A 25,631-nucleotide genomic window follows, 5' to 3' on the forward strand; every position below is an offset into this window, starting at 1 on the left:
CCCGGGTGCCCGGGGTCTTCGAGGCGGGTTTGCCCGCCGTTATTCTGCAGCCCGACCTAGTGCGGGAAGGGCCACAATCTCAGTTTCTCCTTGGCAACGCGCCAAAGCTGCGCCAGCCCATGCGGTTCCGCGATCAGGAAGACCACGATCAGACCGCCCACAATCACCAGATTCAGGTGCGCCACGATGTCCGTGGGCCAGCCCAACCAATCCACGCCAATGACCTTCAGCAGCACCGGCAGCAGCACCAGAAATGCCGCCCCCGCAAAGGAACCAAAGATCGAACCCAGGCCCCCAATGATGATCATGAAAAGTACCAGGAAGGATTTAGTGATGCCAAAGGCCTCGCCCACTTCCACCGCACCCAGATAAACCGCAAAGAACAGCGCGCCGCTGATCCCGACAAAGAAGGACGACACAGCAAAGGCCGTCAGCTTGGCCTTGAGCGGGTTCACCCCGATGATTTCCGCCGCGATATCCATATCGCGAATGGCCATCCACTGCCGTCCCACCGATCCGCGTGTCAGGTTGCGCGCCACTACCGCGGAGAAGATCGTGAAGATCAGGCAGAACATGTAGGTGGCCCAGGCTTCGGTGTTGGGCCCGGTGATCAGGATGCCGAAGGTGTCGCGTTCAGGGGCGTTGATCTGACCGGAGGCCGAATAATTGTAGAACCACGACACACGGTTAAACAGCCAGACCAGAAAGAACTGCGCCGCCAGTGTCGCCACCGCCAGATAGAACCCTTTGATGCGCAGGCTCGGCAGGCCGAAGAGCACGCCCACCGCCGCCGTAATCCCACCCGCCAGCAGCACATGGATGAACATGCTGACTTCGGGAAAGGCCGTCATCAGCTTGTAACAGGCATAGGCCCCCACAGCCATAAAACCACCTGTGCCCAGACTCACCTGCCCGCAGTAGCCCACCAGAATATTCAGCCCGATCGCCGCGATCGCATAGATCAGAAACGGCATGAAAATCGAATTGACCCAGTAGTCATTGATCATGAACGGAATGACAAAAATCGCGACAAAGAGCACTGCATAGTATCGCCAGCGGTCGAACTTGATCGGAAAGGTTTGGCTGTCTTCAGAATAGGTGGTGCTGAAGTCACCGGCTTCACGATAGAGCATTAGTCGGCTCCCTGAATTTCTGGGTTGTAGTTGACGCCATCAAGCCAAGGCACCGGATCGACATCGCGGGGATTGACGCCTTCAATGCCGCCCACGTTCACGCCGAAATCCGACGTGTTCGAACTGCGCCGGTGATGCGTGTAACATCCGCAAATGCTGCAAAAGTAATGCTCTGCCCGCCGGGGGCCGAACTGGTAGAGCGCAAGGGCCGCACCACGTATCACCTTCAGGTCGCCATCGCGCACGGAGACATTCATGGCTCCTCTGCGACGACAGAAAGAACAATCGCACCGACGCGCGGTCTCCAAGTCTTCGGCCAGGATGACCTTCAGCTCGCTGGCGCCACAATGGCACGTCAGGCGCATTGGAACACCTTTTGTCATCGACAGCCTCCCGATCTGCACCGGCGCGTTTTCGCCCTGATAACGGCATTAACCAGATCACAATCTTTCACAGATTTTCCCAATTCTGCCCCATTTCCCCCGGCAAAACCGCTCGTGGGGGAAGGAGTGGAAGACATGACGGCCATCCTCAAGGAAATGCGCCAATTGGAAGAGCGTCTGGCACGTGGCGAGATTTCAGATGTCGCGTATCTGGCGCAACGGGCGCAACTGATCGAAAGTGTCGACGTTGTAGAGACCGAGTTCGTTGATGCGGACCCAGCACTCCAAAAGACCCGCAAGGGAAAATCCGGCTCAATGATCTGGGGGCTTGGGATCATAATATGTTTGCTTGTTGTGGGCGTCTGTCTGGCCCTGGCGATGCTGACATTTGCGGATTTCAATCTGGCGTTGACGCTGGGTGTCACGGTTCTTGCGGCCCTGAGTGTGGCGCTCTTTCGCAGCCTGGAAGAATAGCGCACTGCGGCCGCGCCTGTCTCACACGCGTTCAATGATCTTCTCCCCGAACAGACCCTGCGGGCGAAACACCAGAAAGACCAGCGCCAGCATATAGGCGAACCAGTTTTCCGTAGCCCCCCCAAGGTAGGGTGCGCCGATCAGGAACTCGAAAAGCTTCTCGCCCACGCCGATGATCAGCCCGCCGACAATGGCACCCGGGATCGAGGTGAACCCGCCTAGCATCAGCACCGGCAGCGCCTTGAGCGCGATCAGTGACAACGAGAATTGAACTCCCGATTTGGCCCCCCACATGATGCCAGCAACCAGTGCCACGAACCCGGCCAGCGACCAGACCAGTATCCAGATGAAATTCAGCGACACGCCTACCGAAAGCGCCGCCTGATGGTCATCTGCCACCGCGCGCATGGCCCGACCCTGCTTGGTATATTGCGCGAACATGACCAGACCGATCACCAGCAATGCCGCCACCACGGAGGCCACAATATCCAGATTGTCGATGAAAAAGCCGTAACCGAACCAGCCGAAAGTGGCCTCGTCAATGGCGACGTTGATGCCCTGCGGCAGCCCCACATCGAGCGTTTTGATATCGGAGCCCCACATGAGGTCTCCGACCCCTTCGAGGAAATAGGCGAGCCCGATGGTCGCCATGAACAGAATGATCGGTTCCTGCCCGACGAGATAGCGAAAGATGTAGCGTTGCACCATCCAAGCGAGCAAAATCATCACGCCGATGGTCAGAATGATCGACAGGAACGCAGGGATGCTCCACCCGAAATAATGAATGTCCGTGCCAAAAATCGCATTGATCAAATGCGCAAAAGGCACCTGCCCATTCATGATCCCGTAAAGGGTCATGGCAGCAAACAGCGCCATGACCCCTTGTGCAAAGTTGAAAATGCCGCTGGCCTTATAGATCAAGACGAACCCCAAGGCGACAAGCGCATAAAGCACCCCCGCCATCAGACCGTTCAAGAAAACCTCGATGGTAAAGGCCAGCTGTTCCGGCATCAGTTTGCTCCTTGCCCCAGCAGAGCGCGGGTGTGCTCGCGCTCTGGCTGATATGATACTTTGAGCCGGGTCAGACCCGCCTCGCTCAGGTTCCAGTTCAGGGTGATCTCGGTGACCCGCCCATCATCGCGCGGTGCGGCCAGAAAGACAGCGGCATAAGCGCGTGGCATCTCGCGTTTCGATACAGGCTCAAACGGGGCGGTGGCCGCAAACTGCGCCCCTTCCCCCTCGCGCCAGTCGCGATAGGCCAAAAGCAGGTCCGAATACTGCATTCCCGTCATCAAGAGTTCGCACGACGGGTATTCGTCACCGTAGACCACCGCCACCTGTGGGTTCGGCGTCGTCATGTAACCCAGCGTGACCTGCGTCAGTTCGCTGGCCGCGAAGCGCGCCCGCGCGCCGCTGGGGATTTCGCGCAGGTTTGACCGATCCAAAGAGGACGGGTCATCCAGATATGCTGCGCAGTAGGATTGATAGACCGCGCAGGTCTCTTGCATTGCAGGTGTTGGTTCTTCGCAGAATCTCGGCCCTGCTTCAGCTTGCGCGCCTGTGAACACTATACTTCCAAAGGCGAACGCGCCCATTAACCACCAATTACTCATGTGTACCCTCCAAACGGTATCCATTGTCCGTCTGCTCTGTGACACCGGCCCACGCGGGTCGGCATTGCATGAAGGACAGGATCGCCGGCAGACTAAGCATGATCTTGCCCATGCTTTGGTGGTACCACGGAAACAATCCGCCGATGGTTAACCATTTGTTCAAAAAATATAACAGGAGTGGTAGGTTCGTGAGGGTATGGTTGAGCTGCACAAGGGTGGGCACGGAAGACCAGTTTGCACGCCTATTGGCCAAGAAATGACTTGCGCGGATCATGAACCGCACTCTTCCGGCCACAAACTGCAAAGTTTGTCCGAAGCAGGCTGCCGTACCGCTTTCGCATGCAAAAAGATCACTTCCTTGCCGTATCGATAAGTGATTGTGATTTCGACAAAGTCTGATGGCAGCGGCGCGATCAGAACGCCTTCGAATTCGGACCCAAACGGCGGGTCGTAGACTGTGCGCGGTTCGGGCAGGCGGGACGGACGGTAGTTCGCAGTGTCCGGCCGCGTTAAGGACTTCCAGTCTGTCAAAAGCTGATCCGTAAAGTCGGCCACATTGCCGGACGACAAATGAATCACGTGACAAACCGTTCCGCTACTTCCCACCACCACAGCCATCGGATGACTTCCCGCCCAAAACGCGTAGAACGCCTCCGCTGCGGCAAAGTCCTCAACGTACCGTGGGGTTCTGTTCATAGCTTCTTTGAGAACGGCGGTTTGGTCCTCACTCAACTGATCCAAGCCATCCGTATTGAGCGCGCCTTCCTCAATAACAGATTGGCAAACGCCCCAGATGCTTCCGAGAACTGTATCGTATGCGCGGTACGACGCTCCGGCATGTGCGGGCATCATGACCAAAAACAAATAAAGCGTTACGAACGCGCCCGCCACGCACCGACGTAATACCGACGTGATACCGACGCAAAACCGACGCGCCACCGACGGACCCAAATCAGTCATGCGCGACCCCCAGATAGGCGTCGATCACCGCCTGATTGCCACGCACCTCTGCCGGGGTCCCGTCACCGATCTTCTTGCCGTAGTCCATCACCACGACCCGGTCACTCAGATCCATGACCACGCCCATGTCATGCTCAATGAGCGCAATCGTTGTCCCGAACTCGTCATTCACATCGAGGATAAAGCGGCTCATGTCCTCTTTCTCCTCGACATTCATACCCGCCATCGGCTCGTCGAGCAGCAAGAGCGACGGCTCCGCCGCCAGCGCCCGCGCCAGCTCAACCCGTTTTTTCAGCCCATATGGAAGACGCGCAACGGGGGTCTTCCGAATGGCTTGAATTTCAAGAAAATCAATAATCTTCTCCGCGACTTCGCGGTTGGCAGTTTCCTCTGTTTCCGCCGCACCTTTCCACAAAGCCTGTTGCCAAAGCCCGGTTTTCATATGGGTCAGTCGACCAGTCATCACATTGTCGAGCACCGACATGCCTTCAAAGAGCGCAATATTCTGGAAGGTACGCGCGATGCCCTGCTGGGCAACCTGGTAAGGTTTCATCGGCGGGCGCGGACTGCCTTTGTAAAGAACCTCGCCCTCCTGCGGGATATAGAACCCGGAGATCACATTAAGCATTGAGGATTTACCCGCGCCGTTCGGGCCGATTATGGCGCGGATTTCACCCTCACGGATATCAAAGGAAATATCCTTGATCGCCTCAACCCCGCCGAATCTAAGGGTAATATTGCGCATCTCCATGACCACGCCGCCAATCTTGCGACCGTCCTCGGTGGTATATCCTTGTGATTGATCAAGCATGTTCTGCCCCCAACGTTCTAAGGGTCCGCGAAATATTAACCATTTTCGATTTAGAGTGATGGAAGGAGCAGCACGAGGGAGCATTACAATGCGTAAAGACTGGGAACGGAACTGCCTCATGTCCATGGCTGCCAAGCGCAGGAACAAGGGTCTCAGCCGAGCAGAGGCGATCCGGGACATCGAATCCATCCTGCGCGGATTTTCGACACGCTTTCACATCAGTCGCGCCGTCAGCGCCACTTACGATGGATCGTCGACCTTCCTGTAGCTTTGGGCGACAAACAGGTGGTGTCATAGCGGGCATCGCATCAGGAACAGACGTTATCATTCGGCAGCCATCTTCTGTGCCACGGCCTGCACTGCAGCGTTGCGCACTTCCAATGTCGCGGAAATAGAGCCCTTGCGGCCATCTTCGTAAGTCACTTCCGTTTCAGTGCTGACCGAGCTTGATCCATCGTAGAGCGCCGCGATAATATCGGCATATTTCTCCTCAATAATCCTGCGGCGAACCTTGCGGGTGCGGGTCAATTCACCGTCATCCGCATCGAGTTCTTTATGCAGAACCACAAAACGGTGTACCTGACAGCCCGACAGCATTTCGTCCTGCGCAACAGAAGCGTTCACCTCTTCCACATGAGACTGAATCGTGTCCATGACCTGAGGGTGGCGGGCAAGCTCCTGATAGGAGGCATAACCGATGTTGTTGCGTTCCGCCCAGTTGCCAACCGCCGTCAGGTCGATGTTGATGAAGGCTGTACACTCATCCCGCCCGTTGCCGAAAACCACGGCTTCCAGAATGTTGGGGAAAAATTTCATTTTGTTTTCAACATACTTGGGTGCAAAGAGCGACCCGTCCGCCATCTGCCCCACATCCTTGGCACGGTCGATGATACGCAGATGCCCCGTGTCCTCCTCGATAAACCCGGCATCACCGGTGGCGACCCAGCCTTCGGAATCTTTGGTGTCGGCGGTGCTTTCGGCATTCTTGTAGTATTCGACAAAAACCCCCGGAGAGCGGTAAAAGACCTCTCCGTTCTCCGCGATTTTCAGCTCCACGCCCGGGCAGCAAACACCCACCGTATCACTGCGCACCTCGCCATCAGGCTGGGCGGTGATGAAGACTGTGGCTTCGGTCTGGCCATAAAGCTGTTTGAGGTTGATCCCCAGCGATCGGTAAAAATCAAAGATTTCCGGCCCAATCGCCTCGCCGGCCGTATAGCCCACGCGAATGCGGCTAAACCCCAGCGTGTTCTTGAGCGGCCCATAGATCACCAACTCACCGATATTGTAGAGGAACCGGTCCCATTGGCTGACGGGTTCACCGTCCAGAATGGCTGGCCCCACTTTGCGGGCATGCGCCATGAACTTGTCAAAAAGCCTTTTTTTCAAAGGGCTTGCATCTTCCATGCGGATCATGACGTTGGTCAATTGCGTCTCGAACACCCTCGGCGGCGCAAAGTAGTAGGTCGGGCCGATCTCACGCAGATCGGTGTGCATCGTCTCCGCACTTTCGGGACAATTGGTGCAGAAACCTGTCCACATCGCCTGACCAACGGAGAAAATGAAATCACCGACCCAGGCCATGGGCAAATAGGCAAGAATGTCGTCTGTCTGGCGTAAACCATCAAATTCCGAGGATGATTTCGCCGTCTCGATCACGTTGCGATTGCTCAGCACAACCCCTTTGGGTTTGCCGGTTGTACCCGACGTGTAAAGCATCACGCAGGTGCTGTCGTAGGTCAGTTTCCTCTGCCGCGCATCAAGCTCTTTGCTCAACTCGTCGCGTTTGGCACGGCCGGCCTCCTGCACATGCGCGTATTGATGCAGCTTGGCATGATCGTATTTGCGCAGACCTCTCGGATCGAGATAAATCATCTGTTCGAAATCGGGCAGTTGCGCCTGTACTTCGATGACTTTGTCGACCTGTTCCTGATCGCCGACGATCACGAAGCGCGCACCGCAATGCCCGAGCACATAGGCCATCTCTTCGGCAACCGCGTCCTGATAAAGCGGCACAGGGATCGCGCCACACATTTCCGCTGCGACCATGGACCAGTAGAGGTAGGGTCGGTTCCGCCCGATGATTGCAATAAAGTCGCCTTCTGCCACGCCCAGATCAAGAAGTCCCAGCGCCAGTGCTTCGATCTCTTCGCGGGTCTGCGACCATGTCCAGGTCTGCCAGATCCCGTATTCTTTTTCACGATACGCAGGCGCGTTCGCAAATTCGGTCGCGTTACGATGCAGCAGCGCCGGGACGGATTGAGATCCGTCAGCGCCCAGTGTGCGATTATTCAACTGTTGTCCTCCCAGACCTTGCCAATCATGACAAGCGCAGCTTTTTCAGCTCTCGTGTGAATAACAATGTTGCTTTTGAGCATAAGGTCAACTTTTTCGTCATGATTTCTCAATCCTTACGAATTGTTACAAATCAGCTTTATTGTACGGTTCGGCAGAAACCGGATTTTCGGCAAAAAATTACGTGCTAGGCTCGGGCTGCAAACCATCACCCTCAGGAGCATCCGTTGGCCATCTCCCCGGACAGGACACAAGAGTTGACGGCGGCGGGTCTCAACCTGATTGGTCAGGCCCTGACGATCTACGATTCTGATCTGAAACTGGCCGTATGTAACGTTCCGTTCCAGCGCATGTTTGAGCTGCCCGATGAGTTGGTCACACCCGGTGCGACATTCGAAGACACCATCCGTCATCTGGTTCAGCGCGGTGAATATGGCGACGTTGCAGATATGGACGGGTTCGTGGCCGAACGTGTCGATCAAGCCCTCGCCTTTGAGCCGCATTACATGGAGCGCAAACGCGCGAACGGACGGATCATCAGCGTGGAAGGTGCGCCATTGCAGCAGGGCGGATGGGTCACGGTTTACACCGATATCACGCGGACACGACAACAGGAAGCGTTGCTGCAAGCCAGATCCGAGGAGCTATCGGGTCAACTGATTGATTACGCCGAAGAACTCTCTTCTACCAACCGTGAACTCGCTGCCATGAACGCAGCCCTTCAGGAGGCCAAACGCGAGTTGACGGAAATCGAGGCGCGCACCCGTCTGACAACCGAAATGATGCCGGCCCATATCGCCCATGTGGACGCGTCGGGAACCTACACCTATTCCAACCGCCAGTTGAACGCCGTGATCCCGGGACGGCCTTCAGACATTCGCGGCATGCATATCAGCGCCGCTTTGGGGACCTCCGCCTATGATCGGATCGCGCCACACCTCGAGAAAGCATTCGACGGCAATCCGTCAGTATTTGAGTTCACCGATGACGCCAGCGCGCGGCGCATTCGGGCGGCATTCACGCCGGACAGCCGGGGCGGCGCGTATATCTTGTCGATGGATGTCACTGCCGAAATGCAGGTACGGGTAGCCATGCAGCAGACCCAAAGGCGCGCGCTGGCGGCTCAGATGACCTCTGGTCTTGCGCATGATTTCTCCAACCTTTTGACGATCATCCTTGGGTTGCAGTCAAAGCTGAAGCGCGCTGAGGGTTTGCCACAGGAAACCGCCGAACTGATTGATGGAACCCTGGCAGCAGCACAGCGCGGAGGGAGCCTGCTGGGCAGCATCGCCGGAATGACGGCGCAGCGCTCCCTTCGGCCAGAAGCAACCGAAGTCAGGCAGATGATGGCCAACCTGCGCACGCTGGCGGAGCCCACTTTGCCCGATGCGATCACACTCGTGGTAACCGACACAACGCCTGATCGTCCGGTCATGCTGGATGCGGGGATGGCCACGGATAGCTTGCTTAACCTGATCCTCAACGCAAGAGACGCCTGCGGTACCAAAGGCAATATTGGCGTTTCCGTGAAAGTCGTGCATGACACTTGGATCGAGTGGCAGGTCGAGGACACCGGGCCGGGGTTTTCAGAACAGGCGCTCAGCCGAGGGTTTGATCCATTCTTTACCACCAAGGGTGCCGAAGGCTCCGGGCTCGGATTGCCGATGGTCTATGACATGACCAAGCTTGCCGGAGGTGATCTGCGGCTCGAAAACACCCAGACAGGCGCGCGGGTCACCCTTCGCCTGCCCTATCGACCCGCGTTGAGCGCGGCGATGGGCCTTGTACTGCTGGTGGAAGATCGCGACGACTTGCGGTCGGTTTACCGCGACATGCTGACTGATCTGGGCCATTCCGTCATTGAGGCTACAAGCGCGGATGAAGCCACGGCGCTGTTAGCGGATTTGCCTGAAATTGCCTTCGTCCTGTCGGATGTTCAGTTGGCTGGCGAAGCGACGGGTATTGATCTGACAAATCGTCTGGCAGCCGGTATTCCGATCTTGCTGATGACTTCATTGCCGGCAGAGGATCCACTGTTTAAGGCCGCGCAAAGAGCAGCGCCGCTGTTGCAAAAGCCATTTTCATCGGACGCTTTGCAAGCTTTGCTGACACCAAAATCCGAGAAAGAAATCGTCGCATGACCGCGCCACTTATCACCATCCTTGATGATGAACCCGCCATCCGAAACATGCTGACGGACGCACTTGAGGAAGCCGGGTATCGCACCTTGAGCTTCGCGCGCGCCAAGGAATTTAGCGCGGCACTCACAAAATTCACCCCGGATGTATGCCTTGTCGATCTGTCGCTGCCAGACACCGATGGGCTGACGCTGGTGCACAAACTTGCCCTTGAACAAGGCGCCATTGTGATAATAATTTCGGGGCGGGCGCTGGTGCAGGATAAGGTGACGGGCCTTGAGCTTGGTGCTGATGACTACATCATCAAGCCCTTCGATCCGGCGGAAGTTGTTGCGCGCATTCGGGCCCGGCTTCGCACCACCAAGGCGGAGCAGATTGTCGGCAAAACGGCGCAATTTGCGGGCTGGGCCGTTTTTTTCGACCAATATGTGATGGAAGACGCAGATGGCGGGCAGACCGGATTTTCCCATGCCGAAGGTGAAGTTCTGCGCCTGTTTCTTGAGAACCCGAAACGCCTGATCAGCCGGGCGCAGATGCAGGACAATCTGGGAGGTGCCGCCAGCGAGAGCTTTGACCGGGCCATGGACGTGCGGATCTCGCGATTGCGCACCAAACTGCGCGAAGATCCCAAAAATCCGCAATTGATCAAAACCATCTACGGGGCGGGGTATATCTTTCTGGGCGACGTAGACTGGACCTAGGTTAGGGCCGCGCTCAACCTGATCAGAGGTTTCTGACGGCGTGATCAAGCACCCGCAACCCCGCAACCAGATGCTCTTCTTTGGTGTCTTCCTGAAAGGCATGGCTGATCCCATCAATAGACGGGACAAAAAGCATGGCGACGGGCATCAGGCGCGACAGATTTGTTGCGTCATGCAAAGCGCCCGAGGGCATCTTGCGCCAGGCATCCGGCACGATGTTCCGGGCTGCATCGCTCAGGGCATCGACCAGCCCTTGGGCCATTGCGACGGGCTCCAGACCCAACATCGGACCAAAGGACTGCGCCATGCCCGTCATTTGCGCCACGTCATCCGCCGTGCTCCGGATGATGTCTTCCATACGCGCCAGACGGTCCGCATCAGCGTCGCGCCACTGCATCGAGAATGTCGCCCGGCCCGGCACGATGGATGACGCATTCGGATGCAGCGTAATATGGCCGATTGTCCAGACCGTCTGCGGCGTCACCACATTTCGTAGACGGTCATTCAGCAGCATATTGAAATGCGAGACCGCCTGAAAAGCGTCGCGGCGCAGGGCCATGGGGGTTGTGCCGGCGTGGTTCTGTTGCCCTTCAAAGGTGATTTTCATATCGCGGATGCCGACGATACCAGTCACCACACCAATGATGTCGCCGCTGGTGTCGAGTGTTGGTCCCTGCTCGATATGCATTTCGATAAAACCGCTGAATTGCGACGGGTTGACTGGGCCTGTCACCATATCAGACATGGTTGCGCGCGCCTCGTGCAGGGTTATCCCGGAATGATCCGTCAAGTCATCCGCACGTTCCTGATCCAGATGGCCGGACCAAACCGCACTGCCGGTCGTGACACCGAAACGCCCCTCCTCATCCTGAAAAGACACCACAGATACCGCTGGTCCGCCGTCTTCCTTGCAATTTCGAGCGATTTCCAATGCGCTGATCACGCCCAGAGCGCCGTCCAGCCAACCGCCCTCCGGCTGGCTGTCCGAATGTGACCCAAGCAACATGGACGGGGCCTCCCCCAGACCAAAGACATTGCCCATCGCGTCGATTTCAACCTGCAAACCCGCGTCGACGAACTGTTCCGCCAACCAGCGGCGCGCTGCAATGTCCGAATCCGAATAGGCCGAGCGCACAACCCCTTTGCCGGTGCCTGACGCACCAAAGCTGCGTAATTGATGAAGATCGGACAAAAATCGGTCTGGGTTGATCATCTGGCATATCCGGCTGGGTCGGGATAGTTTTTCATACCCTTACAAGCGCCTGAAATGAAGGTCAGTCGATCACGCCAACTGTCGGAAGTCCGCATTGCTCCGCCATTTTGCCGTAAGCTGCGGTGAAACCTGACAGCGATGCCGCATAGACGACCTCGCCGTCCAGCGTGATCCACAACATGCCTGCGCGTCGCATTGTTTGCAGCAACCCCAGGCTGTCGTTTTGATGCGCCCGTGCGATTGCCTGTGCGAAGCCTTCGGCATCATATCCGGCATTCACGAAGCCTTCGGTGCGCCAGTCAACATCGAACTCGAACATCACCCGCGCGCCATCTGTCATCATCGTGGTGTACCCACGCGGCGCACGTTCAAGCAACTCAGGACCCGGATAGAAATAGGGTGGCGCTGCGTCACCGTTCGATAGTGTTATCGCCAGGCTGGGATCACCATCGCCACCGGTTGATGCCGTGCAGGTGATCCGCAGGTCTTCACCCGTGTCCACCCGTTCGACAGTGACGGTCCAGTCCTTGTAGTCCCAATACTGGTAGTCAGCGACCGCATCTGTTGCCCAAAAAAGCGCGAAAATTCCCAATAGTTTCCGCATCGACAGCAGCCTCCTTTAACCCGATACCCTTAAGGATAGACATCGGCCTTGAAGAAATGCTTTACGCGCCCGCGTTTATTCGGCGGCCACGCTGTCAGTGGCTTTTTCCACGCGAACGGCGGAGAATTTGAACTCCGGGATTTTGCCATAGGGATCCACCGCCGGATTGGTCAACACATTTGCCGCAGCTTCCACATAGGCGAAAGGCACAAAGACCATATCGGGCGCCACCGCACGGTCCTCGCGCGCCATGATCGAGATGCTGCCGCGTTTTGTTGTCAGCACGACATGCTCTCCCGGCGTGACCCCGAGCTTTCGCAATGTGCTGGGATGCAATGAGCAATTTGCCTCCGGCTCCAGCCCGTCCAGCACCGAGGACCGCCGCGTCATGGAGCCTGTGTGCCAATGTTCCAACTGACGGCCCGTTGTAAGGATCATCGGATAATCCGCATCCGGCACATCGTCCGGGGCAATCACGCTGGCCGGGGTAAACCTTGCGCGCCCGTCGGGCCGTGGAAACCCTTCGCCAAAGACAATCGCCTGCCCGGGATCTTCCGGGCTCAGCGACGGGTACGTCACAGCGTTCTGCTCGGCCAGACGGTCCCAGGTGATGTTCTCAAGACTGCGCATATTCTGCTTCATCTCGGCAAAAACATCTGCCGGGGATGTGTAGGTCCAGGGCAGCCCCAGTCGCTTGGCCAGCTCCACCTCGATCCACCAGTCCTCGCGCGCGTCCCCCGGAGGCGGCACGGCAGGGCGGCCCATCTGCACCTGACGGTTGGTATTGGTCACGGTGCCGGTCTTTTCCGCAAAGGCACTCGCGGGCAGGATCACATCCGCATAGTTCGCGGTTTCGGTTATGAAAATATCCTGCACCACCAGATGATCGAGCTTGGCCAACGCACTGCGCGCATGCTCGACATCCGGGTCCGACATGGCCGGGTTTTCGCCCAGCACATACATGCCTTTGATCGCGCCTTCGTGCACGGCGTCCATGATTTCGGTCACGGTCAGACCTTTCTCATTGGAAAAGTCCTCCGACCCCCAAACAGAGGTAAAGGCCGCGCGCACACCATCATCCGTCACAGGTTGATAGTCTGGCAGGAACATCGGGATCAGCCCCGCATCGGACGCCCCTTGCACATTATTCTGGCCCCGCAGCGGGTGCAGGCCCGAGCCCGGACGCCCGACCTGACCGGTCATCAGCGCCAGAGAAATCAGGCAGCGGGAATTGTCCGTTCCGTGGATATGCTGGCTGACACCCATGCCCCAGAAAATCATCGCAGCCTTGGCACCGGCAAATGTACGGGCCACATCGCGCAGCACATCCGCGTCGATTCCGCAGATCGGCGCCATGGCTTCGGGCGAGAAATCGGCCAGATGCGCTTTCTCCGCCTCCCAATTCTCCGTGTAGGCGTCGATGTACTGCTGGTCGTAAAGGCCTTCTTCGACAATCGTGTGCATGATCGCGTTCAGCATCGACACGTCCGTGCCAGGGCGGAACTGCAGCATATGACTGGCAAAACGTCTGAGCCCGACGCCGCGCGGATCCATCACAATGAGCTTGCCGCCACGTTTGGTGAACTGTTTGAAGAAGGTTGCTGCAACGGGGTGATTTTCGACCGGATTGCAACCGATGGCAATCGCCACATCGGCGTTCTCGATCTCGTTGAATGTCGCGGTCACAGCACCCGAGCCCACGTTCTCCATCAGCGCCGCAACTGAGGACGCATGACACAGCCGCGTGCAGTGATCGACGTTGTTGTGGCCAAAGCCCTGTCGGATCATTTTCTGGAAAAGATAGGCTTCCTCATTGGTGCATTTTGCCGACCCGAAACCGGCGATCTCGCGACCCCGGCCTTTCATACCGGCGGCGGCAAAATCCAGCGCTTCGTCCCAGCTGGCTTCGCGGAAATGGGTTTGCCAGTTGTCAGGATCGACATTGAGACCCTTTGCAGGCGCATCTTCCCGGCGGATGAGCGGCTTGGTCACGCGATGCTTGTGGTGAATGTAGTCGAACCCGAAACGGCCCTTGACGCACAGACGCCCTTCATTTGCCGGACCGTTGATGCCGTCCACATATTTGACCTTGCCGTCCTTGACCTTGAGCGACACCTGACAGCCGACACCGCAGAACGGGCAGATGCTTTCGACCTTGCTGTCGTAATCCGCACTGTCACCGACCTGATTTTCATCCACCACGGTCGACGGCATCAATGCACCGGTCGGACAGGCCTGCACACATTCGCCGCAAGCCACGCAGGTGCTGGCCCCCATGGGGTCCGCCATATCGAAGGTCGGATAGGCATCATGCCCGCGCCCGGACATGCCAATCACATCGTTGACCTGCACTTCACGACAGGCCCGCACGCAAAGCCCGCATTGAATACAGGCATCCAGATTCACGCTCATTGCCACATGGCTGTCATCAAGCAGCGGAATGCGCCCCTCTTCCAGCTTGGGAAAGCGGCTTTCGCTGACACCGTTCAGGGCGGCCATATCCCAAAGATGGCTGGATTTGTCGTGCGAAACCTCTTTGTCCGGCTGATCCGCGACAAGCATTTCCACAACCATTTTGCGCGCATTTTCCGCACGGGCTGAATTCGTGGTCACGACCATCCCGTCCAAGGGTTCGCGAATGCAGGAGGCGGCCAGTGTACGTTCGCCTTCAATCTCGACCATGCAAGCACGGCAATTTCCGTCCGGACGATAGCTGGGGGCCGGTTTGTGACACAAATGCGGGATCACCAGACCGCGGCCATTGGCCACTTCCCAGATCGTCAAACCGGCATCCGCCTGAACTTCCTGACCATCCAGCGTGAAAGTAATTTTGCCCGACATCTGCACCCGTCTCCTCAGAATCCTCCGGGAACTATAGAGTTCGCCGAGTTGGTTCAGCACCCTATTCCCGACACATCGCACCAGATTTCCGCCAGATGCGTTTCCCATGGGAAAATCAATGCCCCGATCCACCCCGCCTGCGTGGATTTCCGGTCGCTGCCCATGCCTGCTCTTTCAACCCGGAGACCAGTCGCCTAGAAGAACGGTAGGAGCCAAGAAAGCAGACATGTCGCACATTACCCTCATTCGCCACGGTCAGGCAAATTCAGGCGCGCAGGATGAAGCCAGCTACGACAAGCTGAGCAGTTTGGGACACCAGCAATCTCAGTGGCTTGGCGAGCACATGCGCGTACAAAATCAACACCATACACGGCTTTATACCGGCACGTTGAAACGGCATAAGGAAACGGCCGCGTCGATGAATACCGGCCTGACGCCAATTGCGGATGCGCGTCTGAATGAGCTGGAGTATCTGACACTTGCCCGGGCGCTGGAAACGGAAAAGGGCATTCCCTTTCCCCAGGATCAGGCAGCGTTCACCGCGCATTTGCCACAGGTTTTTGCAGCGTGGCAAAAGGGCGAAATCGAAGGCGCGCCAGAACGGTTCGTCGATTTCGAAAGTCGGGTCATGTCGGCCATCACGGAAATCGCACAAGGGGATGGCCCTGCGCTTGTCGTCACCTCGGGTGGCCTGATTTCAATGGTCATGCGCCAGGTTCTCAGGCTTGATATTCAGGCCATGGCGCATATGGCACTGGCCATTTACAACACCTCGCAACACAGGCTCTTTCCCATCGGCGGCAACCTGTCACCGACCATGTTCAACGCCATCCCGCATCTGGAAAACCCAGACAGACACTACGCTCAGACCCATGTTTGAAAGGACAGATCATGCGCCTCTATTATGCTCCGCGGACGATATCGATTGCCGTTGCGATCACCCTTGAAGAAGCCGGGCTGGCCTATGAACCGATCCGCGTGGACTTCCAAGCCGCAGAACAAACCAAAGAACCCTATCTGCGGGTCAATCCAAAGGGTCGCGTCCCGGCGCTGGAGACAGCCGACGGGACGATCCTGACGGAAACCGGCGCGCTGCTTGATTACATCGCAGCGATGGCGCCACAGGCTGATCTGGTGCCCTCTGACCCCGCCCGCGCCGCTGAAATGCGCAGCATTATGTACTACCTGGCAGCGACGATGCATGTGAACCATGCCCACAAGCAACGCGGTCATCGCTGGGCCACAGAACAATCCAGTTTCGATGATATGAAATCGAAAGTGCCGCAGACAATGACCGAAAGCGCACAGTATTTTACAGATCACTGTCTGCAGGGCGATTATGTAATGGGGTCTCAGTTCTCATTAGCCGATCCGCACGCCTTCATGATTTGCAGCTGGCTTGAGGGAGACGGCGTCGATATGGCTGGGTTCCCGGAAATCGGCGTGTTTCTGGACCGTATGCGCGCCCGAAAATCCGTGCAGGCCGTGACAGCGAAGGGAATGCTCTGAATGACACATCTTTGGGTTCGCGCCGAGCAGCGTGACAATGAAACCCGCGTTGGCCTGACGCCAGAAGGTGCCGCCGCGCTCATGGTAGCGGGCATCGATGTGACCGTCGAACGATCACCCAGTCGTGTCATCGCCGACGAGGCCTATGCGCAAGCCGGGTGTACGATGGCACAGAGCCACACATGGCCGGATGCTCCCCAAGAGACCATCATATTTGGTCTGAAAGAACTGCAAGAGGAAGACAGCCCGCTGATCCATCGCCACATCATGTTTGGCCATGCGTTCAAAGGCCAGCCTGCCGGGCTGCGCCTGCTGCGGCGGTTCCGGAAAGGCGGCGGGACCCTGCTCGATCTGGAGTATCTCACAGATGCGCAAGGACGCAGACTTGCGGCCTTCGGGTATTGGGCGGGGTACGCCGGGGCGGCCGTGGCGCTGAAATGCTGGGCTGCGCAGCAAACGGGTCAACTTGCCGCTGCGCTCGGTGCCTATGAGACATCCGCCCACCTGCTCTCTGACTTGCGGGTCGATCTTGAAGCAACCGAAACCGACCGTCCCAATGCTCTGATCATTGGTGCGCAAGGACGCGTAGGCTCTGGCGTTGCTGATCTATGCGCCGAGATGGGGGTTGCCACAACAAAATGGGATCTGGCCGAAACCGCAAGCGGTGGCCCCTTCCCGGAAGTACTGACGCATGATCTGTTTTTCAACTGTGTGCTGGCGCGACCCGGCACACCTGTATTTGTCCCGGTGGAGGCCATAAAGCAGCCCAGAAAACTGAGCGTTATTGCAGACATCGCCTGTGACCCTGACAGCGATTTTTCACCAATTAAAGTATATGATCAGACCACCAGCTGGGAAACGCCCGCCCTGCGCGTCCATGAGCATCCGGTATTGGATGTCACTGCCATTGATAATCTGCCCTCATTGCTGCCGCTGGAAAGTAGCAAGGATTATGCAGAACAATTATTACCTGTTCTCAAATCTCTCGCTGATCCTGACGCGCCGGTCTGGACCCGGGCACGTGCAACCTTCGATGAGCATATTGCGAAGCTTTAGGAAAAAATCCGGAAATACAGCCAATCTGGAAGAAATTGGCTCGCGCGGAACACCAAGGAGAACAGGCGCGGGAAACTGACCTTGAACTTGTCGGTATTCATCTGCTTGAACATCTCTTCTGCGGCTTGTTCTGCTGTCATGATAAACGGCATCTTGAAGTCGTTCTTGTCGGTCAACTGGGTCTTGATGAAACCGGGATTGGCGAGTTGAACCTGCACGCCGGTATCGCGTAAATCAGCATACATGCATTCGGCCAGCGACATGGTACCGGCCTTGGAGGCGGTATAACCGATGGATCCGGGCAAACCCCGAAACCCGCTTAGACTGCCGGTAATGACAATATGCCCTTCATCCCGGGTCACCATGGGCGGAACAATCGCCCCCATGACACGCACCAACCCGGTGAAATTGATGTCCGCCATCGCCGTGGCCTGCTCCGCATTCCAGGCTTCGGCCCCAAAAGGCCAGTAGACGCCCGCCAGAAACACCACACCGTCAACGCGTCCGACCGCTTCGGCTGCCTCGGTGACGCTTTTGTCGCTCGACACATCAATGGTCTGAAAGGAGCCTTCATTTGGCAATGTATCGACAAGGTTTTGCAGCTTTTGTTCGGAACGCGCAGAGACGATGACATGCGCGCCCGCGAGACTGAGGCGTTTTGCCAAAGCAGCACCCAGCCCGTCACTGGCCCCCACAAGCCAATAGCGCTTGCCTTTCCAGGATTTCATCGGGCTTCCTTCGGTCTCATTGTGGCGACGAGTTCGGCAACCTTGATACCAAACTTGCGGAACTGCGACCGGTTCATGATGGTGCCATTGGGTGTGAGATACATCCAATCGACAGTGTTGAGAACATGCCCGCCGGAGGCCTCGGGTAGCCGGATTTTGTATTTCAACTGAACCGTGGGGCCGGTCTGACACCCAATGCCATTGCCCACCACATCATCAGCAGTCGCGCGAATGGCACCATTGTCTTCCATCGTCAGATGCCACTCGCGATCCTGGGTGCTGCCATCATCATAGGTAAAACGCTCTTTCATGGAGCCTGCATTGCCTGACCAGGATGCATGAAATTCGGCTACAAACCGGCTGCTCACGCGACCCAACGGTCCATAGATCACGCCTTCGCAGAGTATCGGGCCGTTGAGATGCTCCCGCAAATCGAATTCTGGCCCTGCGTCTTCATAGTCCTCGGGTTTTTGCGCCGCAAAGCCCCACATACGACCGGCAAGCCAAACAGCGATGAGACCAAGGACGATACCCGCGATCACGTAAACCCAAGCACTCATTTTTCAGACCTCTCTCAAATTGGTCACAGCCAACAGGGCGACCGCGACCAGCTTCAGGGCACATGGAACGGCAGCATAGAGCAATGCGAGCAATACCAGCGTATCTTCGGGATTGTTGGACGCAGCACCACTCTGAAAGCCTGCGCGCTCCAACAAGGGCAGCAATGTCACTGCCGCAAAGGCAAGCGTCAGTTTCGACACGAATGACCAAAGTCCAAAACCTTCTGCTGCGGAGGGTGAAATTTGCGCCAGACGTTGTGCGAAAATCGCGGGCAGCAACGTCAGATCGGCCCCCAATGTCGCTCCGGACGCCACACATATGATCGCAAACAGCACCCAATCTCCAGGACCAAGGGTTAACGTGAGGCCAAATGCGCAAATGGCAAGGATCATGGCGAGGATCAACACATCTCTGGCCCCGAAGCGCTCAGCCAGACTGCCCCAGACAGGCGCCGCCACGGCAGCCGATAGGAAAAATACCAAAAGCAGCGGACCTTCGAGACCTGGTGCGTCCAGTCTGCTTTCAACGAAAAACAGGAACAGGGTTGAGCTGACCGCAACAGGGGCAGCATTCACCAATGCTATCAGCAACAACCGGCGCGCCAGCTTATCTTTCAACACCGTTCCAAAACCGGTGGCCGGGGGCGTTCCCGCAGAACTCCATTCCTGTCCCATAACCAATGCGGCCAGTAGAGCCAGACAGCAGAAACCTGCTGCGAACCAAGCAAAGGGAGAGGCCACGTAAGCGGCTAAGGCGACTGGTGCAACAGCGGCAATACAAACCCCGATCAACGCACCACTTTCCCGCCACCGCGCCAGTTTCAGATGGCCCTGTCCCGATAGCCGCGCGGCCTTCAGGACGCCCTGCGCATAAAAATTGATGGTCAGGAAACTGAATGCGGAAAAAACAAGCGTGAGTGTCAGGCCAAACCAGACCAGGGGGGAGAGCAGCGGAGGAATGGCGAACAATCCAATCATGGCGACGGCAATCACAGCACAGCCGATGGTTACGCAGATCGCGCGCCTGTCCCGCATTTTCTCAGACAGCTTTCCCAACAGGGGATCCTGCACAACGTCCAGCAGTCGCAGCCCGAACAAGACCGCACCGAGTGCCGCGAGAGAGACGCCATATTCATCCACATAGAATTTCGGAGCGTGGATGTAGATCGGCAACCCGGCGGCCGAAAGCAATGCCGCGAAGAGAGAATATGCCGGAAGGCGTTCGGCTGCTTGCGTCACCGGGAAACCTCATTTTCGGGCGGAACCGGGCGCACCCGGTACTTTGCGCCTTTCAGCCAGAGCTTAAACGCCTGCCAGTGGATCAGCGCCAGAACACGCCGCGCACCGAACGGGCGTCGCAATGCCGAACGCAATATCGCGCCATTGGTCAGAGGTTTACGCTTGCCGGTGAGGGTTGCAATCAATCCCCCGTCTTTTCTTGAATAATCTATCCAGATGCCGATGCGTGCGTCGGTGATGTCGAAGCGAAACGTGTAACCACCCTCAACCGGCTGGAACGGCGAAACATGGAATATTTTCGCCGCCGTTAGCGTATCGCTGGGGGTAATGGGCCTGAGATCCATGTGATGGCACAGATAGCTATGACGATCTCCGAAAGTGTTGCTGACCTCAGCAATAACGGTGATCAGGGCTCCGTCCGCCCGCCGACAAAGCCAGAAACTGACAGGGTTGAAGACATGCCCCAACATACGCGGCTGTGCCAGCAGCTCAATCTTTTCAACACCGGTGATCTGATGGCGCTCAAGAACGTCGCGCACCCAACCGGCGCCGCGACCCGCACCCGGCGCACCGCCATGGTCAATATCCTGCAATGACGTCAACCCGGGCTTGTTCCGCGAAAACAGGTAAGGTGTGTGTACCTCTGCCTCGGCGTCCATCAGAACATAGTCCACGGAGTAGCGGAACGCGTTTTCCGCAGCGCCCTTGCGTCCATGAAAGGTTTGGCCGGCGATATGATCAACTTGCCGTGTCATTCGGCTGCAATTTTCTGGTTGTGTCTTTCCTGGAGGGCACGGACGACGTCAACGGCGCTCGATAGTCCATCTTCATGAAATCCGTTTTTCATCCAGGCGCCACAAAACCAGGTGTTGTTCGTGCCATTGAAGGATTGCACCTTTTTCTGCGCAGCCAGTGCTGCCAGGTCGTAGACCGGATGGCGCAGGGTGACATGATCGTATATCAATTCCTCCCGGATCGTGCGTTTGGTGTTCAGGGTCACGAAATGCGGATCATCTTTCGGAATGGGTTGCAGCGAATTCATCCAGTAGGTCAGGTCAATTCGGTCAGATTGCGCCGCCTGATCTTCCGTATAGACCCAACTGGCCCACGTTTTACGTCGTTTCGGCATAATCGTCTCATCCGCATGAAGAATGATGTCATTTGGCTGATAGGCGATTGCCCCCAGGGCCTGCCGTTCCTGATCCGACGCATCCCCAAGAAGGCGCAGACTGTCGTCTGAGTGGGTCGCGAGGATCACCTCGTCGAACTCCTGCGGATCACTCTGCCAGGCCTGAACAATCACACGCCCGGCATCGCGTTTCACGGATTTGACAGCGGTCCCAAGCCGCAGTTGCGCGCCCCGGTCTCGCAGAGCGCTCTCCAGTCTGCGAACGTATTGGATGGAACCACCATCGACCGTGTACCACTGATGCTGTCCCGTCACCCCAAGCAGCGCATGGTTCTTGAAAAACTCGATCATCGCATGCGCAGGGAAATCCATGATCTTTTCTGTTGGCGTTGACCAGATCGCACCGGAAAGCGGCAACAGATAGTAGTCACGGAACCAGTCTCCGGAACCAAGCTTCTGGAGGAACTCCTCCAGGGTCAGGTTTCTGTCTTGCGCAATATCCAACGCATGTTTGTTAAAGCTCAGAATATCCCGCACCATCGCCAAGAATGCAGGGGTTACCGCGTTGCGACGTTGTGCAAAGAGCGCATCAAGGGATGTCAGCGCATATTCCAGCCGACCGCCATCAATTGACGCGCCAAAGCTCATGTTCGACTTGGTGACAGGAACATCCAGCTGTTCAAAAAGCGCCGACATATAAGGATAGTTGGCGTAATTGAACACGATGAACCCTGTATCGACGGGCTGATCTTTGTTCTTGCCCGCAACCACCGTCCGCGCATGACCCCCCAGGCGCGGTTCGGCCTCGAACAGCGTCACCTGATGTTCCTTGCTCATCATGTAAGCCGCAGCCATACCGGATATGCCGCCGCCGATGACAGCAATCCTCAAAGGTTTGCCATGACGCCCGCTTTCAGGAAGTGACGTTGCTGTGAGGGTGTCGAAGGGCATCACTTTAAGGTCCGCAACTCGTTGTGTTGATGGAATGTATACGATGAGCGTAGAAAAATGGATGCATCCCGTGTCAAACAAAAAAATTTGATCCAATTATGCACCTGCGGCGTAAACGGTGCATGTTGGCAAATGTTGAAATTCGACCCAAGCTAGCGAGTGCTGGCGCAAACTCGATCGGGTTTGTGCGCAATGAAAAGGTAAAGAAACAACCGGTGACGCCGAAAAATGCAGCAGCCAGATTGCTTTGGGTCGAACATGTATCTCGCATTCGGGACCATAAGGATACCCAGGCCTTTGCGGATTTGTTTGATCACTTTGCGCCACGCGTGAAGGGGTTTTTGATCAAGTCCGGTGCGGATGCATCCTTGGCCGAAGAGTGCACGCAGGATGTTATGGCGACCTTGTGGCACAAAGCGCATCAGTTTGATGCGTCACGCGCGTCCGTTGCAACGTGGATTTTCACGATTGCGCGGAACCGGAAAATTGACTTGCTGCGCCGTCAGCGCAGACCCGAACCGGAGGACCTCACTTGGGGGCCGGAAGAAGAACCAGATCAGGCGGATATTCTGAATCTGCAACAAGAAACGGAACTGCTGGGTGCAGCTTTGGCGGATTTGCCAAGCGCTCAGAGGGAGTTGATAGAAAAGGCGTATTTCGGGGATCTGACCCATAGCGAAATCGCCGCTGAAACCGGTCTGCCCCTGGGCACGATCAAATCGAGAATACGTCTGGCGCTGGAACGATTGCGCCATGTAATGAAGTGAATGACATGAGTGAGAACATCAAACACCATCTTAATGACTCCGTGCTTATGGCCTACGCCGCAGGCGCGTTACCCGAAGCTTTCAACCTAATGGTTGCGGCACATCTTTCCCTATGCGACGCCTGCAGGGCACAGGCTGAAAGCTTTGAAGCCCTGGGCGGCGAAGTTCTGGAACAGCTCCAGGATGGCAAAGAGGCATTGGTGAGCGCTGAGAGCTACGCCGCAACTTTAGCCTTGATCGCAGGCGGCCCTGTTGAAACGGCCGCAACTGAAGATACCGGGTGCGCTGTACTACCTAAACCGCTGCGCGACTATGTGGGCGGCGACCTGAATGCCATCCGCTGGAAACCAGTTGGCATGGGCGTCAAACAGGCGATCCTGCCAACGTCGAAGGAAGCATCCGCCCGGTTGCTTCTTATTCCGGCGGGCACGGCCATGCCCGACCATGGCCACCAAGGCACCGAGATGACGATGGTGCTGCAAGGGGCGTTTCAGGATGACGACGGCTACTTCGCGCGCGGTGATGTGGAAATCGCAGACAGCGATCTACATCACACGCCCGTGGCGGATATCCATGAGGATTGCATCTGCCTCGCGGTCACGGATGCGCCTTTGCAATTTGACCGGTTGATCCCGAAAATAGCACAAAAATTCCTGCGCATCTAACCCAGACAAATACGGGCCCGAAAAGGCCCGTTTTTGCACTCAGACGGGCGGCGCCTACATATCCGCACACTCCGGCACTGGGCTGATCACCGTGCCGTCTTTGAGGTGTTGAAGCAGGTTGTCCACGGTCAACGCCCCCATGGCGGCGCGCGTTTCCACCGTGGCACTGCCGACATGCGGCAATAAAACGACGTTATCGAGTTTCCGCAGCGCTTCCGGAACCTTGGGTTCTTCAACAAAAACGTCGAGACCGGCCCAGCCCAAACGCCCGTCCTGCAAGGCTGCGATCAAGGCGTCCTCATCCACAACACTGCCACGGCTGACATTGATCAGGGTGCCCTGCGGACCCAGTGCATCAAGCACTTCCCGGTTGACGATCTTGTTGGTCGACGGCCCGCCGGGTGTGATACAGATCAGCACATCCACATCCCGCGCCATATCCACGAGATTGCCGTAGTATTTGTAATCCACATCCTTCGGGCTGCGTGAATGGTAAACGACCGTCGTGTCGAAAGGCGCCAGCTTGTCGGCAATCGCCTGACCGATCCGGCCAAGACCAAGAATACCGACAGTTTGCCCGTCCACCGAGCGGGTCAGCGGCGCATTGCCCTCTGTCTCCCACCGGCCTGCACGTACATAGGCGTCATCGCGCAACAATTCGCGGTAACAGACCATCATCAGCATCACGGCGGTTGTCGCGACTTCGGCGTTCAGAACGTTGGGCGTATGGGTGACCACCACGCCCTTTTCCCGGGCTGCGTTCGTGTCGATGGCATCATACCCGACGCCGTAACAACTGATTGCCTTGAGGTTTGGCAAAGCCGCCATAAACGCCGGTTTCACGCCGTCATGGCCGTTGGTCGCGACATAGTCCACGCCAGCACCGTTTTCATCAAGCCAGGCCTGCGGATCGTCCATGTCCGATGCCCGGTGAATGGTGAACTTCTCTCCAAGGCGTTCCAGCATCACATCCGTGGCGCCACCAATCATGAATAGATTTGCCATGCTCAATTGTCCTCGGTCACGGTTTGTCGCTGACGACCCAGGCCTTCGATGGTCAGTTCCATCACATCGCCTTTCTTGAGGTAAACGGGGTCAGGTTTCATCCCCATGCCGACACCGGGCGGCGTGCCCGTTGTGATCACGTCCCCTGGATGCAACGTCATCAGACCCGAGAGATGTTCAATGATCTCCGCCACGGTAAAAATCATGGTAGAGGTATTGCCCGTCTGCATCCGTTGACCGTTCACATCGAGGCTCATGGCGAGGTTTTGCGGATCGGCCACCTCGTCACGGGTCACCAGCCACGGACCTGTCGGGCCAAATGTGTCGCAGGATTTTCCCTTGGTCCATTGCCCGGTCAACTGCGTCTGGAAATGCCGTTCGGAGACATCATTGACAACGCAATATCCCGCAACGTGGTCCAGCGCGTTTTCCTTGCTGACGTATTTGGCCGTGGTGCCGATGACGACGCCCAATTCCACTTCCCAATCGGTATGGGTCGAGCCGCGCGGCATGGAAACATCGTCATAAGCACCCACCACGGCTGAATTCGCCTTGAAAAACAGGATCGGGTGTTCCGGGATCGCCGCGCCGGTTTCCGCTGCATGATCCGAGTAGTTCAGACCGATACACAGAAACTTGCCAATGTTGCCGACACAGGCACCGATGCGCGGGCTGCCCGACACCTCCGGCAGGGTCGACGGATCAATGGCGCGCAGCTTTTCCAGACCAGCATCTGACAGCACTTCACCCGCGATATCTCCAACATGCGCCGAAAGATCGCGTAACGTTCCCGCAGCGTCCAGCAATCCGGGTTTTTCAGCGCCCATTGCGCCATAGCGTACAAGTTTCATCTATT

General features: G+C 57.0%; 26 protein-coding genes. 9 read left to right on the forward strand and 17 right to left on the reverse strand.

The genetic code is table 11. From position 1 onward, the window contains the following. Positions 1 to 56: 56 nt before the first annotated feature. Positions 57 to 1,133 carry a branched-chain amino acid ABC transporter permease gene (locus Q0802_RS06590; RefSeq protein ID WP_298915348.1) on the reverse strand — a complete coding sequence of 359 codons (1,077 nt, stop codon included), beginning with the start codon at positions 1,131 to 1,133 and terminating at the stop codon, positions 57 to 59. After that, on the reverse strand, positions 1,133 to 1,516 hold the full coding sequence (locus tag Q0802_RS06595; RefSeq protein ID WP_298915350.1) for a GFA family protein: 384 nt from the start codon (positions 1,514 to 1,516) through the stop codon (positions 1,133 to 1,135). Before Q0802_RS06595 ends, Q0802_RS06590 begins: the two co-directional genes overlap by 1 nt. Before the next feature lie 135 nt (positions 1,517 to 1,651). Between Q0802_RS06595 and Q0802_RS06600 the strand changes: the two genes are divergently transcribed. After that, entirely contained in the window at positions 1,652 to 1,990 is a 339-nt protein-coding gene (locus tag Q0802_RS06600; protein WP_298915352.1) for an SHOCT domain-containing protein, read from the forward strand. Between the two features lie 21 nt (positions 1,991 to 2,011). Here the strand turns inward: Q0802_RS06600 and Q0802_RS06605 are convergent, their stop codons facing one another. From Q0802_RS06605 to Q0802_RS06620, 4 genes are all read right to left on the reverse strand, one after another. Continuing rightward, a complete protein-coding gene (locus Q0802_RS06605; RefSeq protein ID WP_298915355.1) occupies positions 2,012 to 3,001 on the reverse strand; it encodes a branched-chain amino acid ABC transporter permease in 990 nt (329 codons plus the stop codon). Beyond that, positions 3,001 to 3,603, reverse strand: coding sequence for a hypothetical protein (locus Q0802_RS06610; RefSeq protein ID WP_298915359.1), 603 nt, complete (start codon positions 3,601 to 3,603; stop codon positions 3,001 to 3,003). The genes Q0802_RS06605 and Q0802_RS06610 overlap by 1 nt, the downstream gene beginning before the upstream one ends. A gap of 270 nt (positions 3,604 to 3,873) precedes the next feature. Then, the gene (locus Q0802_RS06615) at positions 3,874 to 4,563 is read right to left on the reverse strand and encodes a hypothetical protein (RefSeq protein ID WP_298915361.1); all 690 of its coding nucleotides are present in this window, start codon (positions 4,561 to 4,563) and stop codon (positions 3,874 to 3,876) included. Then, a complete protein-coding gene (locus Q0802_RS06620; RefSeq protein ID WP_298915363.1) occupies positions 4,556 to 5,374 on the reverse strand; it encodes an ABC transporter ATP-binding protein in 819 nt (272 codons plus the stop codon). Before Q0802_RS06620 ends, Q0802_RS06615 begins: the two co-directional genes overlap by 8 nt. Before the next feature lie 88 nt (positions 5,375 to 5,462). Between Q0802_RS06620 and Q0802_RS06625 the strand changes: the two genes are divergently transcribed. Next, positions 5,463 to 5,642: a hypothetical protein gene (locus Q0802_RS06625; RefSeq protein ID WP_298915366.1), complete on the forward strand. Its 180-nt coding sequence runs from the start codon at positions 5,463 to 5,465 to the stop codon at positions 5,640 to 5,642. A 56-nt stretch (positions 5,643 to 5,698) separates the two neighbouring features. Here Q0802_RS06625 and Q0802_RS06630 read toward each other — a convergent pair whose 3' ends face one another. Beyond that, on the reverse strand, positions 5,699 to 7,654 hold the full coding sequence (locus tag Q0802_RS06630; RefSeq protein WP_298916769.1) for an AMP-binding protein: 1,956 nt from the start codon (positions 7,652 to 7,654) through the stop codon (positions 5,699 to 5,701). A 242-nt stretch (positions 7,655 to 7,896) separates the two neighbouring features. On the opposite strand from Q0802_RS06630, the gene Q0802_RS06635 reads away from it, so the two are divergent. Both Q0802_RS06635 and Q0802_RS06640 read left to right on the forward strand, forming a co-directional pair. Then, positions 7,897 to 9,810: a PAS-domain containing protein gene (locus Q0802_RS06635; RefSeq protein WP_298915369.1), complete on the forward strand. Its 1,914-nt coding sequence runs from the start codon at positions 7,897 to 7,899 to the stop codon at positions 9,808 to 9,810. Continuing rightward, positions 9,807 to 10,508 carry a response regulator transcription factor gene (locus tag Q0802_RS06640; protein ID WP_298915374.1) on the forward strand — a complete coding sequence of 234 codons (702 nt, stop codon included), beginning with the start codon at positions 9,807 to 9,809 and terminating at the stop codon, positions 10,506 to 10,508. Before Q0802_RS06635 ends, Q0802_RS06640 begins: the two co-directional genes overlap by 4 nt. Positions 10,509 to 10,530: 22 nt before the next feature. Here Q0802_RS06640 and Q0802_RS06645 read toward each other — a convergent pair whose 3' ends face one another. The 3 genes from Q0802_RS06645 to fdhF all read right to left on the reverse strand — a co-directional run bounded on the left by Q0802_RS06645 (position 10,531) and on the right by fdhF (position 15,166). After that, on the reverse strand, positions 10,531 to 11,721 hold the full coding sequence (locus tag Q0802_RS06645; protein WP_298915377.1) for a hydantoinase/carbamoylase family amidase: 1,191 nt from the start codon (positions 11,719 to 11,721) through the stop codon (positions 10,531 to 10,533). Positions 11,722 to 11,782: 61 nt separating this feature from the next. Continuing rightward, entirely contained in the window at positions 11,783 to 12,325 is a 543-nt protein-coding gene (locus tag Q0802_RS06650; RefSeq protein ID WP_298915380.1) for a hypothetical protein, read from the reverse strand. A gap of 75 nt (positions 12,326 to 12,400) precedes the next feature. Beyond that, on the reverse strand, positions 12,401 to 15,166 hold the full coding sequence (fdhF, locus tag Q0802_RS06655) for a formate dehydrogenase subunit alpha (RefSeq protein WP_298915383.1): 2,766 nt from the start codon (positions 15,164 to 15,166) through the stop codon (positions 12,401 to 12,403). Positions 15,167 to 15,392: 226 nt separating this feature from the next. Here fdhF and Q0802_RS06660 point away from each other — a divergent pair, with 226 nt between their 5' ends. Genes Q0802_RS06660 through Q0802_RS06670 form a run of 3 tightly spaced genes read left to right on the forward strand, consistent with a single transcriptional unit; the run spans position 15,393 to position 17,731 of the window. After that, positions 15,393 to 16,046 carry a histidine phosphatase family protein gene (locus Q0802_RS06660; protein WP_298915386.1) on the forward strand — a complete coding sequence of 218 codons (654 nt, stop codon included), beginning with the start codon at positions 15,393 to 15,395 and terminating at the stop codon, positions 16,044 to 16,046. Between the two features lie 11 nt (positions 16,047 to 16,057). Next, complete coding sequence (locus tag Q0802_RS06665; protein WP_298915389.1) at positions 16,058 to 16,675, forward strand: glutathione S-transferase family protein; 618 nt, start codon at positions 16,058 to 16,060, stop codon at positions 16,673 to 16,675. Further along, complete coding sequence (locus Q0802_RS06670) at positions 16,676 to 17,731, forward strand: saccharopine dehydrogenase (RefSeq protein WP_298915392.1); 1,056 nt, start codon at positions 16,676 to 16,678, stop codon at positions 17,729 to 17,731. Here the strand turns inward: Q0802_RS06670 and Q0802_RS06675 are convergent. Genes Q0802_RS06675 through Q0802_RS06695 form a run of 5 tightly spaced genes read right to left on the reverse strand, consistent with a single transcriptional unit; the run spans position 17,728 to position 22,338 of the window. Beyond that, positions 17,728 to 18,459, reverse strand: coding sequence for an SDR family NAD(P)-dependent oxidoreductase (locus Q0802_RS06675; protein WP_298915395.1), 732 nt, complete (start codon positions 18,457 to 18,459; stop codon positions 17,728 to 17,730). The two genes, Q0802_RS06670 and Q0802_RS06675, sit on opposite strands and share 4 nt — an antisense overlap. After that, complete coding sequence (locus Q0802_RS06680; protein ID WP_298915398.1) at positions 18,456 to 19,019, reverse strand: DUF3833 domain-containing protein; 564 nt, start codon at positions 19,017 to 19,019, stop codon at positions 18,456 to 18,458. The genes Q0802_RS06675 and Q0802_RS06680 overlap by 4 nt, the downstream gene beginning before the upstream one ends. A 3-nt stretch (positions 19,020 to 19,022) precedes the next feature. Further along, a complete protein-coding gene (locus Q0802_RS06685; RefSeq protein ID WP_298915401.1) occupies positions 19,023 to 20,258 on the reverse strand; it encodes an MFS transporter in 1,236 nt (411 codons plus the stop codon). Then, entirely contained in the window at positions 20,255 to 21,013 is a 759-nt protein-coding gene (locus Q0802_RS06690; RefSeq protein WP_298915404.1) for a DUF1365 domain-containing protein, read from the reverse strand. Before Q0802_RS06690 ends, Q0802_RS06685 begins: the two co-directional genes overlap by 4 nt. Next, positions 21,010 to 22,338, reverse strand: coding sequence for an FAD-dependent oxidoreductase (locus Q0802_RS06695; protein WP_298915407.1), 1,329 nt, complete (start codon positions 22,336 to 22,338; stop codon positions 21,010 to 21,012). The genes Q0802_RS06690 and Q0802_RS06695 overlap by 4 nt, the downstream gene beginning before the upstream one ends. Before the next feature lie 215 nt (positions 22,339 to 22,553). Between Q0802_RS06695 and Q0802_RS06700 the strand changes: the two genes are divergently transcribed. Continuing rightward, complete coding sequence (locus tag Q0802_RS06700) at positions 22,554 to 23,105, forward strand: sigma-70 family RNA polymerase sigma factor (protein WP_366523305.1); 552 nt, start codon at positions 22,554 to 22,556, stop codon at positions 23,103 to 23,105. A 5-nt stretch (positions 23,106 to 23,110) separates the two neighbouring features. Beyond that, the gene (locus tag Q0802_RS06705; protein ID WP_298915414.1) at positions 23,111 to 23,770 is read left to right on the forward strand and encodes a ChrR family anti-sigma-E factor; all 660 of its coding nucleotides are present in this window, start codon (positions 23,111 to 23,113) and stop codon (positions 23,768 to 23,770) included. Positions 23,771 to 23,824: 54 nt separating this feature from the next. Here the strand turns inward: Q0802_RS06705 and Q0802_RS06710 are convergent, their stop codons facing one another. Both Q0802_RS06710 and Q0802_RS06715 read right to left on the reverse strand, forming a co-directional pair. Continuing rightward, complete coding sequence (locus Q0802_RS06710) at positions 23,825 to 24,775, reverse strand: 2-hydroxyacid dehydrogenase (protein ID WP_298915417.1); 951 nt, start codon at positions 24,773 to 24,775, stop codon at positions 23,825 to 23,827. 2 nt (positions 24,776 to 24,777) lie between these two features. Continuing rightward, on the reverse strand, positions 24,778 to 25,626 hold the full coding sequence (locus tag Q0802_RS06715) for a fumarylacetoacetate hydrolase family protein (protein ID WP_298915420.1): 849 nt from the start codon (positions 25,624 to 25,626) through the stop codon (positions 24,778 to 24,780). Positions 25,627 to 25,631: the final 5 nt, after the last annotated feature.

The organism is uncultured Roseobacter sp. (genome assembly GCF_947495275.1).
GTDB lineage: Bacteria > Pseudomonadota > Alphaproteobacteria > Rhodobacterales > Rhodobacteraceae > Roseobacter.

Excerpts from the sequence above, each read along its gene's own strand:
- Q0802_RS06590 (WP_298915348.1), bottom strand. The coding sequence starts at position 1,133 with ATGCTCTATCGTGAAGCCGGTGACTTCAGCACCACCTATTCTGAAGAC.
- Q0802_RS06595 (WP_298915350.1), bottom strand. The coding sequence starts at position 1,516 with ATGACAAAAGGTGTTCCAATGCGCCTGACGTGCCATTGTGGCGCCAGC.
- Q0802_RS06600 (WP_298915352.1), top strand. The coding sequence starts at position 1,652 with ATGACGGCCATCCTCAAGGAAATGCGCCAATTGGAAGAGCGTCTGGCA.
- Q0802_RS06605 (WP_298915355.1), bottom strand. The coding sequence starts at position 3,001 with ATGCCGGAACAGCTGGCCTTTACCATCGAGGTTTTCTTGAACGGTCTG.
- Q0802_RS06610 (WP_298915359.1), bottom strand. The coding sequence starts at position 3,603 with ATGAGTAATTGGTGGTTAATGGGCGCGTTCGCCTTTGGAAGTATAGTG.
- Q0802_RS06615 (WP_298915361.1), bottom strand. The coding sequence starts at position 4,563 with ATGACTGATTTGGGTCCGTCGGTGGCGCGTCGGTTTTGCGTCGGTATC.
- Q0802_RS06620 (WP_298915363.1), bottom strand. The coding sequence starts at position 5,374 with ATGCTTGATCAATCACAAGGATATACCACCGAGGACGGTCGCAAGATT.
- Q0802_RS06625 (WP_298915366.1), top strand. The coding sequence starts at position 5,463 with ATGCGTAAAGACTGGGAACGGAACTGCCTCATGTCCATGGCTGCCAAG.
- Q0802_RS06640 (WP_298915374.1), top strand. The coding sequence starts at position 9,807 with ATGACCGCGCCACTTATCACCATCCTTGATGATGAACCCGCCATCCGA.
- Q0802_RS06645 (WP_298915377.1), bottom strand. The coding sequence starts at position 11,721 with ATGATCAACCCAGACCGATTTTTGTCCGATCTTCATCAATTACGCAGC.
- Q0802_RS06650 (WP_298915380.1), bottom strand. The coding sequence starts at position 12,325 with ATGCGGAAACTATTGGGAATTTTCGCGCTTTTTTGGGCAACAGATGCG.
- fdhF (WP_298915383.1), bottom strand. The coding sequence starts at position 15,166 with ATGTCGGGCAAAATTACTTTCACGCTGGATGGTCAGGAAGTTCAGGCG.
- Q0802_RS06660 (WP_298915386.1), top strand. The coding sequence starts at position 15,393 with ATGTCGCACATTACCCTCATTCGCCACGGTCAGGCAAATTCAGGCGCG.
- Q0802_RS06665 (WP_298915389.1), top strand. The coding sequence starts at position 16,058 with ATGCGCCTCTATTATGCTCCGCGGACGATATCGATTGCCGTTGCGATC.
- Q0802_RS06670 (WP_298915392.1), top strand. The coding sequence starts at position 16,676 with ATGACACATCTTTGGGTTCGCGCCGAGCAGCGTGACAATGAAACCCGC.
- Q0802_RS06675 (WP_298915395.1), bottom strand. The coding sequence starts at position 18,459 with ATGAAATCCTGGAAAGGCAAGCGCTATTGGCTTGTGGGGGCCAGTGAC.
- Q0802_RS06680 (WP_298915398.1), bottom strand. The coding sequence starts at position 19,019 with ATGAGTGCTTGGGTTTACGTGATCGCGGGTATCGTCCTTGGTCTCATC.
- Q0802_RS06690 (WP_298915404.1), bottom strand. The coding sequence starts at position 21,013 with ATGACACGGCAAGTTGATCATATCGCCGGCCAAACCTTTCATGGACGC.
- Q0802_RS06695 (WP_298915407.1), bottom strand. The coding sequence starts at position 22,338 with ATGCCCTTCGACACCCTCACAGCAACGTCACTTCCTGAAAGCGGGCGT.
- Q0802_RS06705 (WP_298915414.1), top strand. The coding sequence starts at position 23,111 with ATGAGTGAGAACATCAAACACCATCTTAATGACTCCGTGCTTATGGCC.
- Q0802_RS06710 (WP_298915417.1), bottom strand. The coding sequence starts at position 24,775 with ATGGCAAATCTATTCATGATTGGTGGCGCCACGGATGTGATGCTGGAA.
- Q0802_RS06715 (WP_298915420.1), bottom strand. The coding sequence starts at position 25,626 with ATGAAACTTGTACGCTATGGCGCAATGGGCGCTGAAAAACCCGGATTG.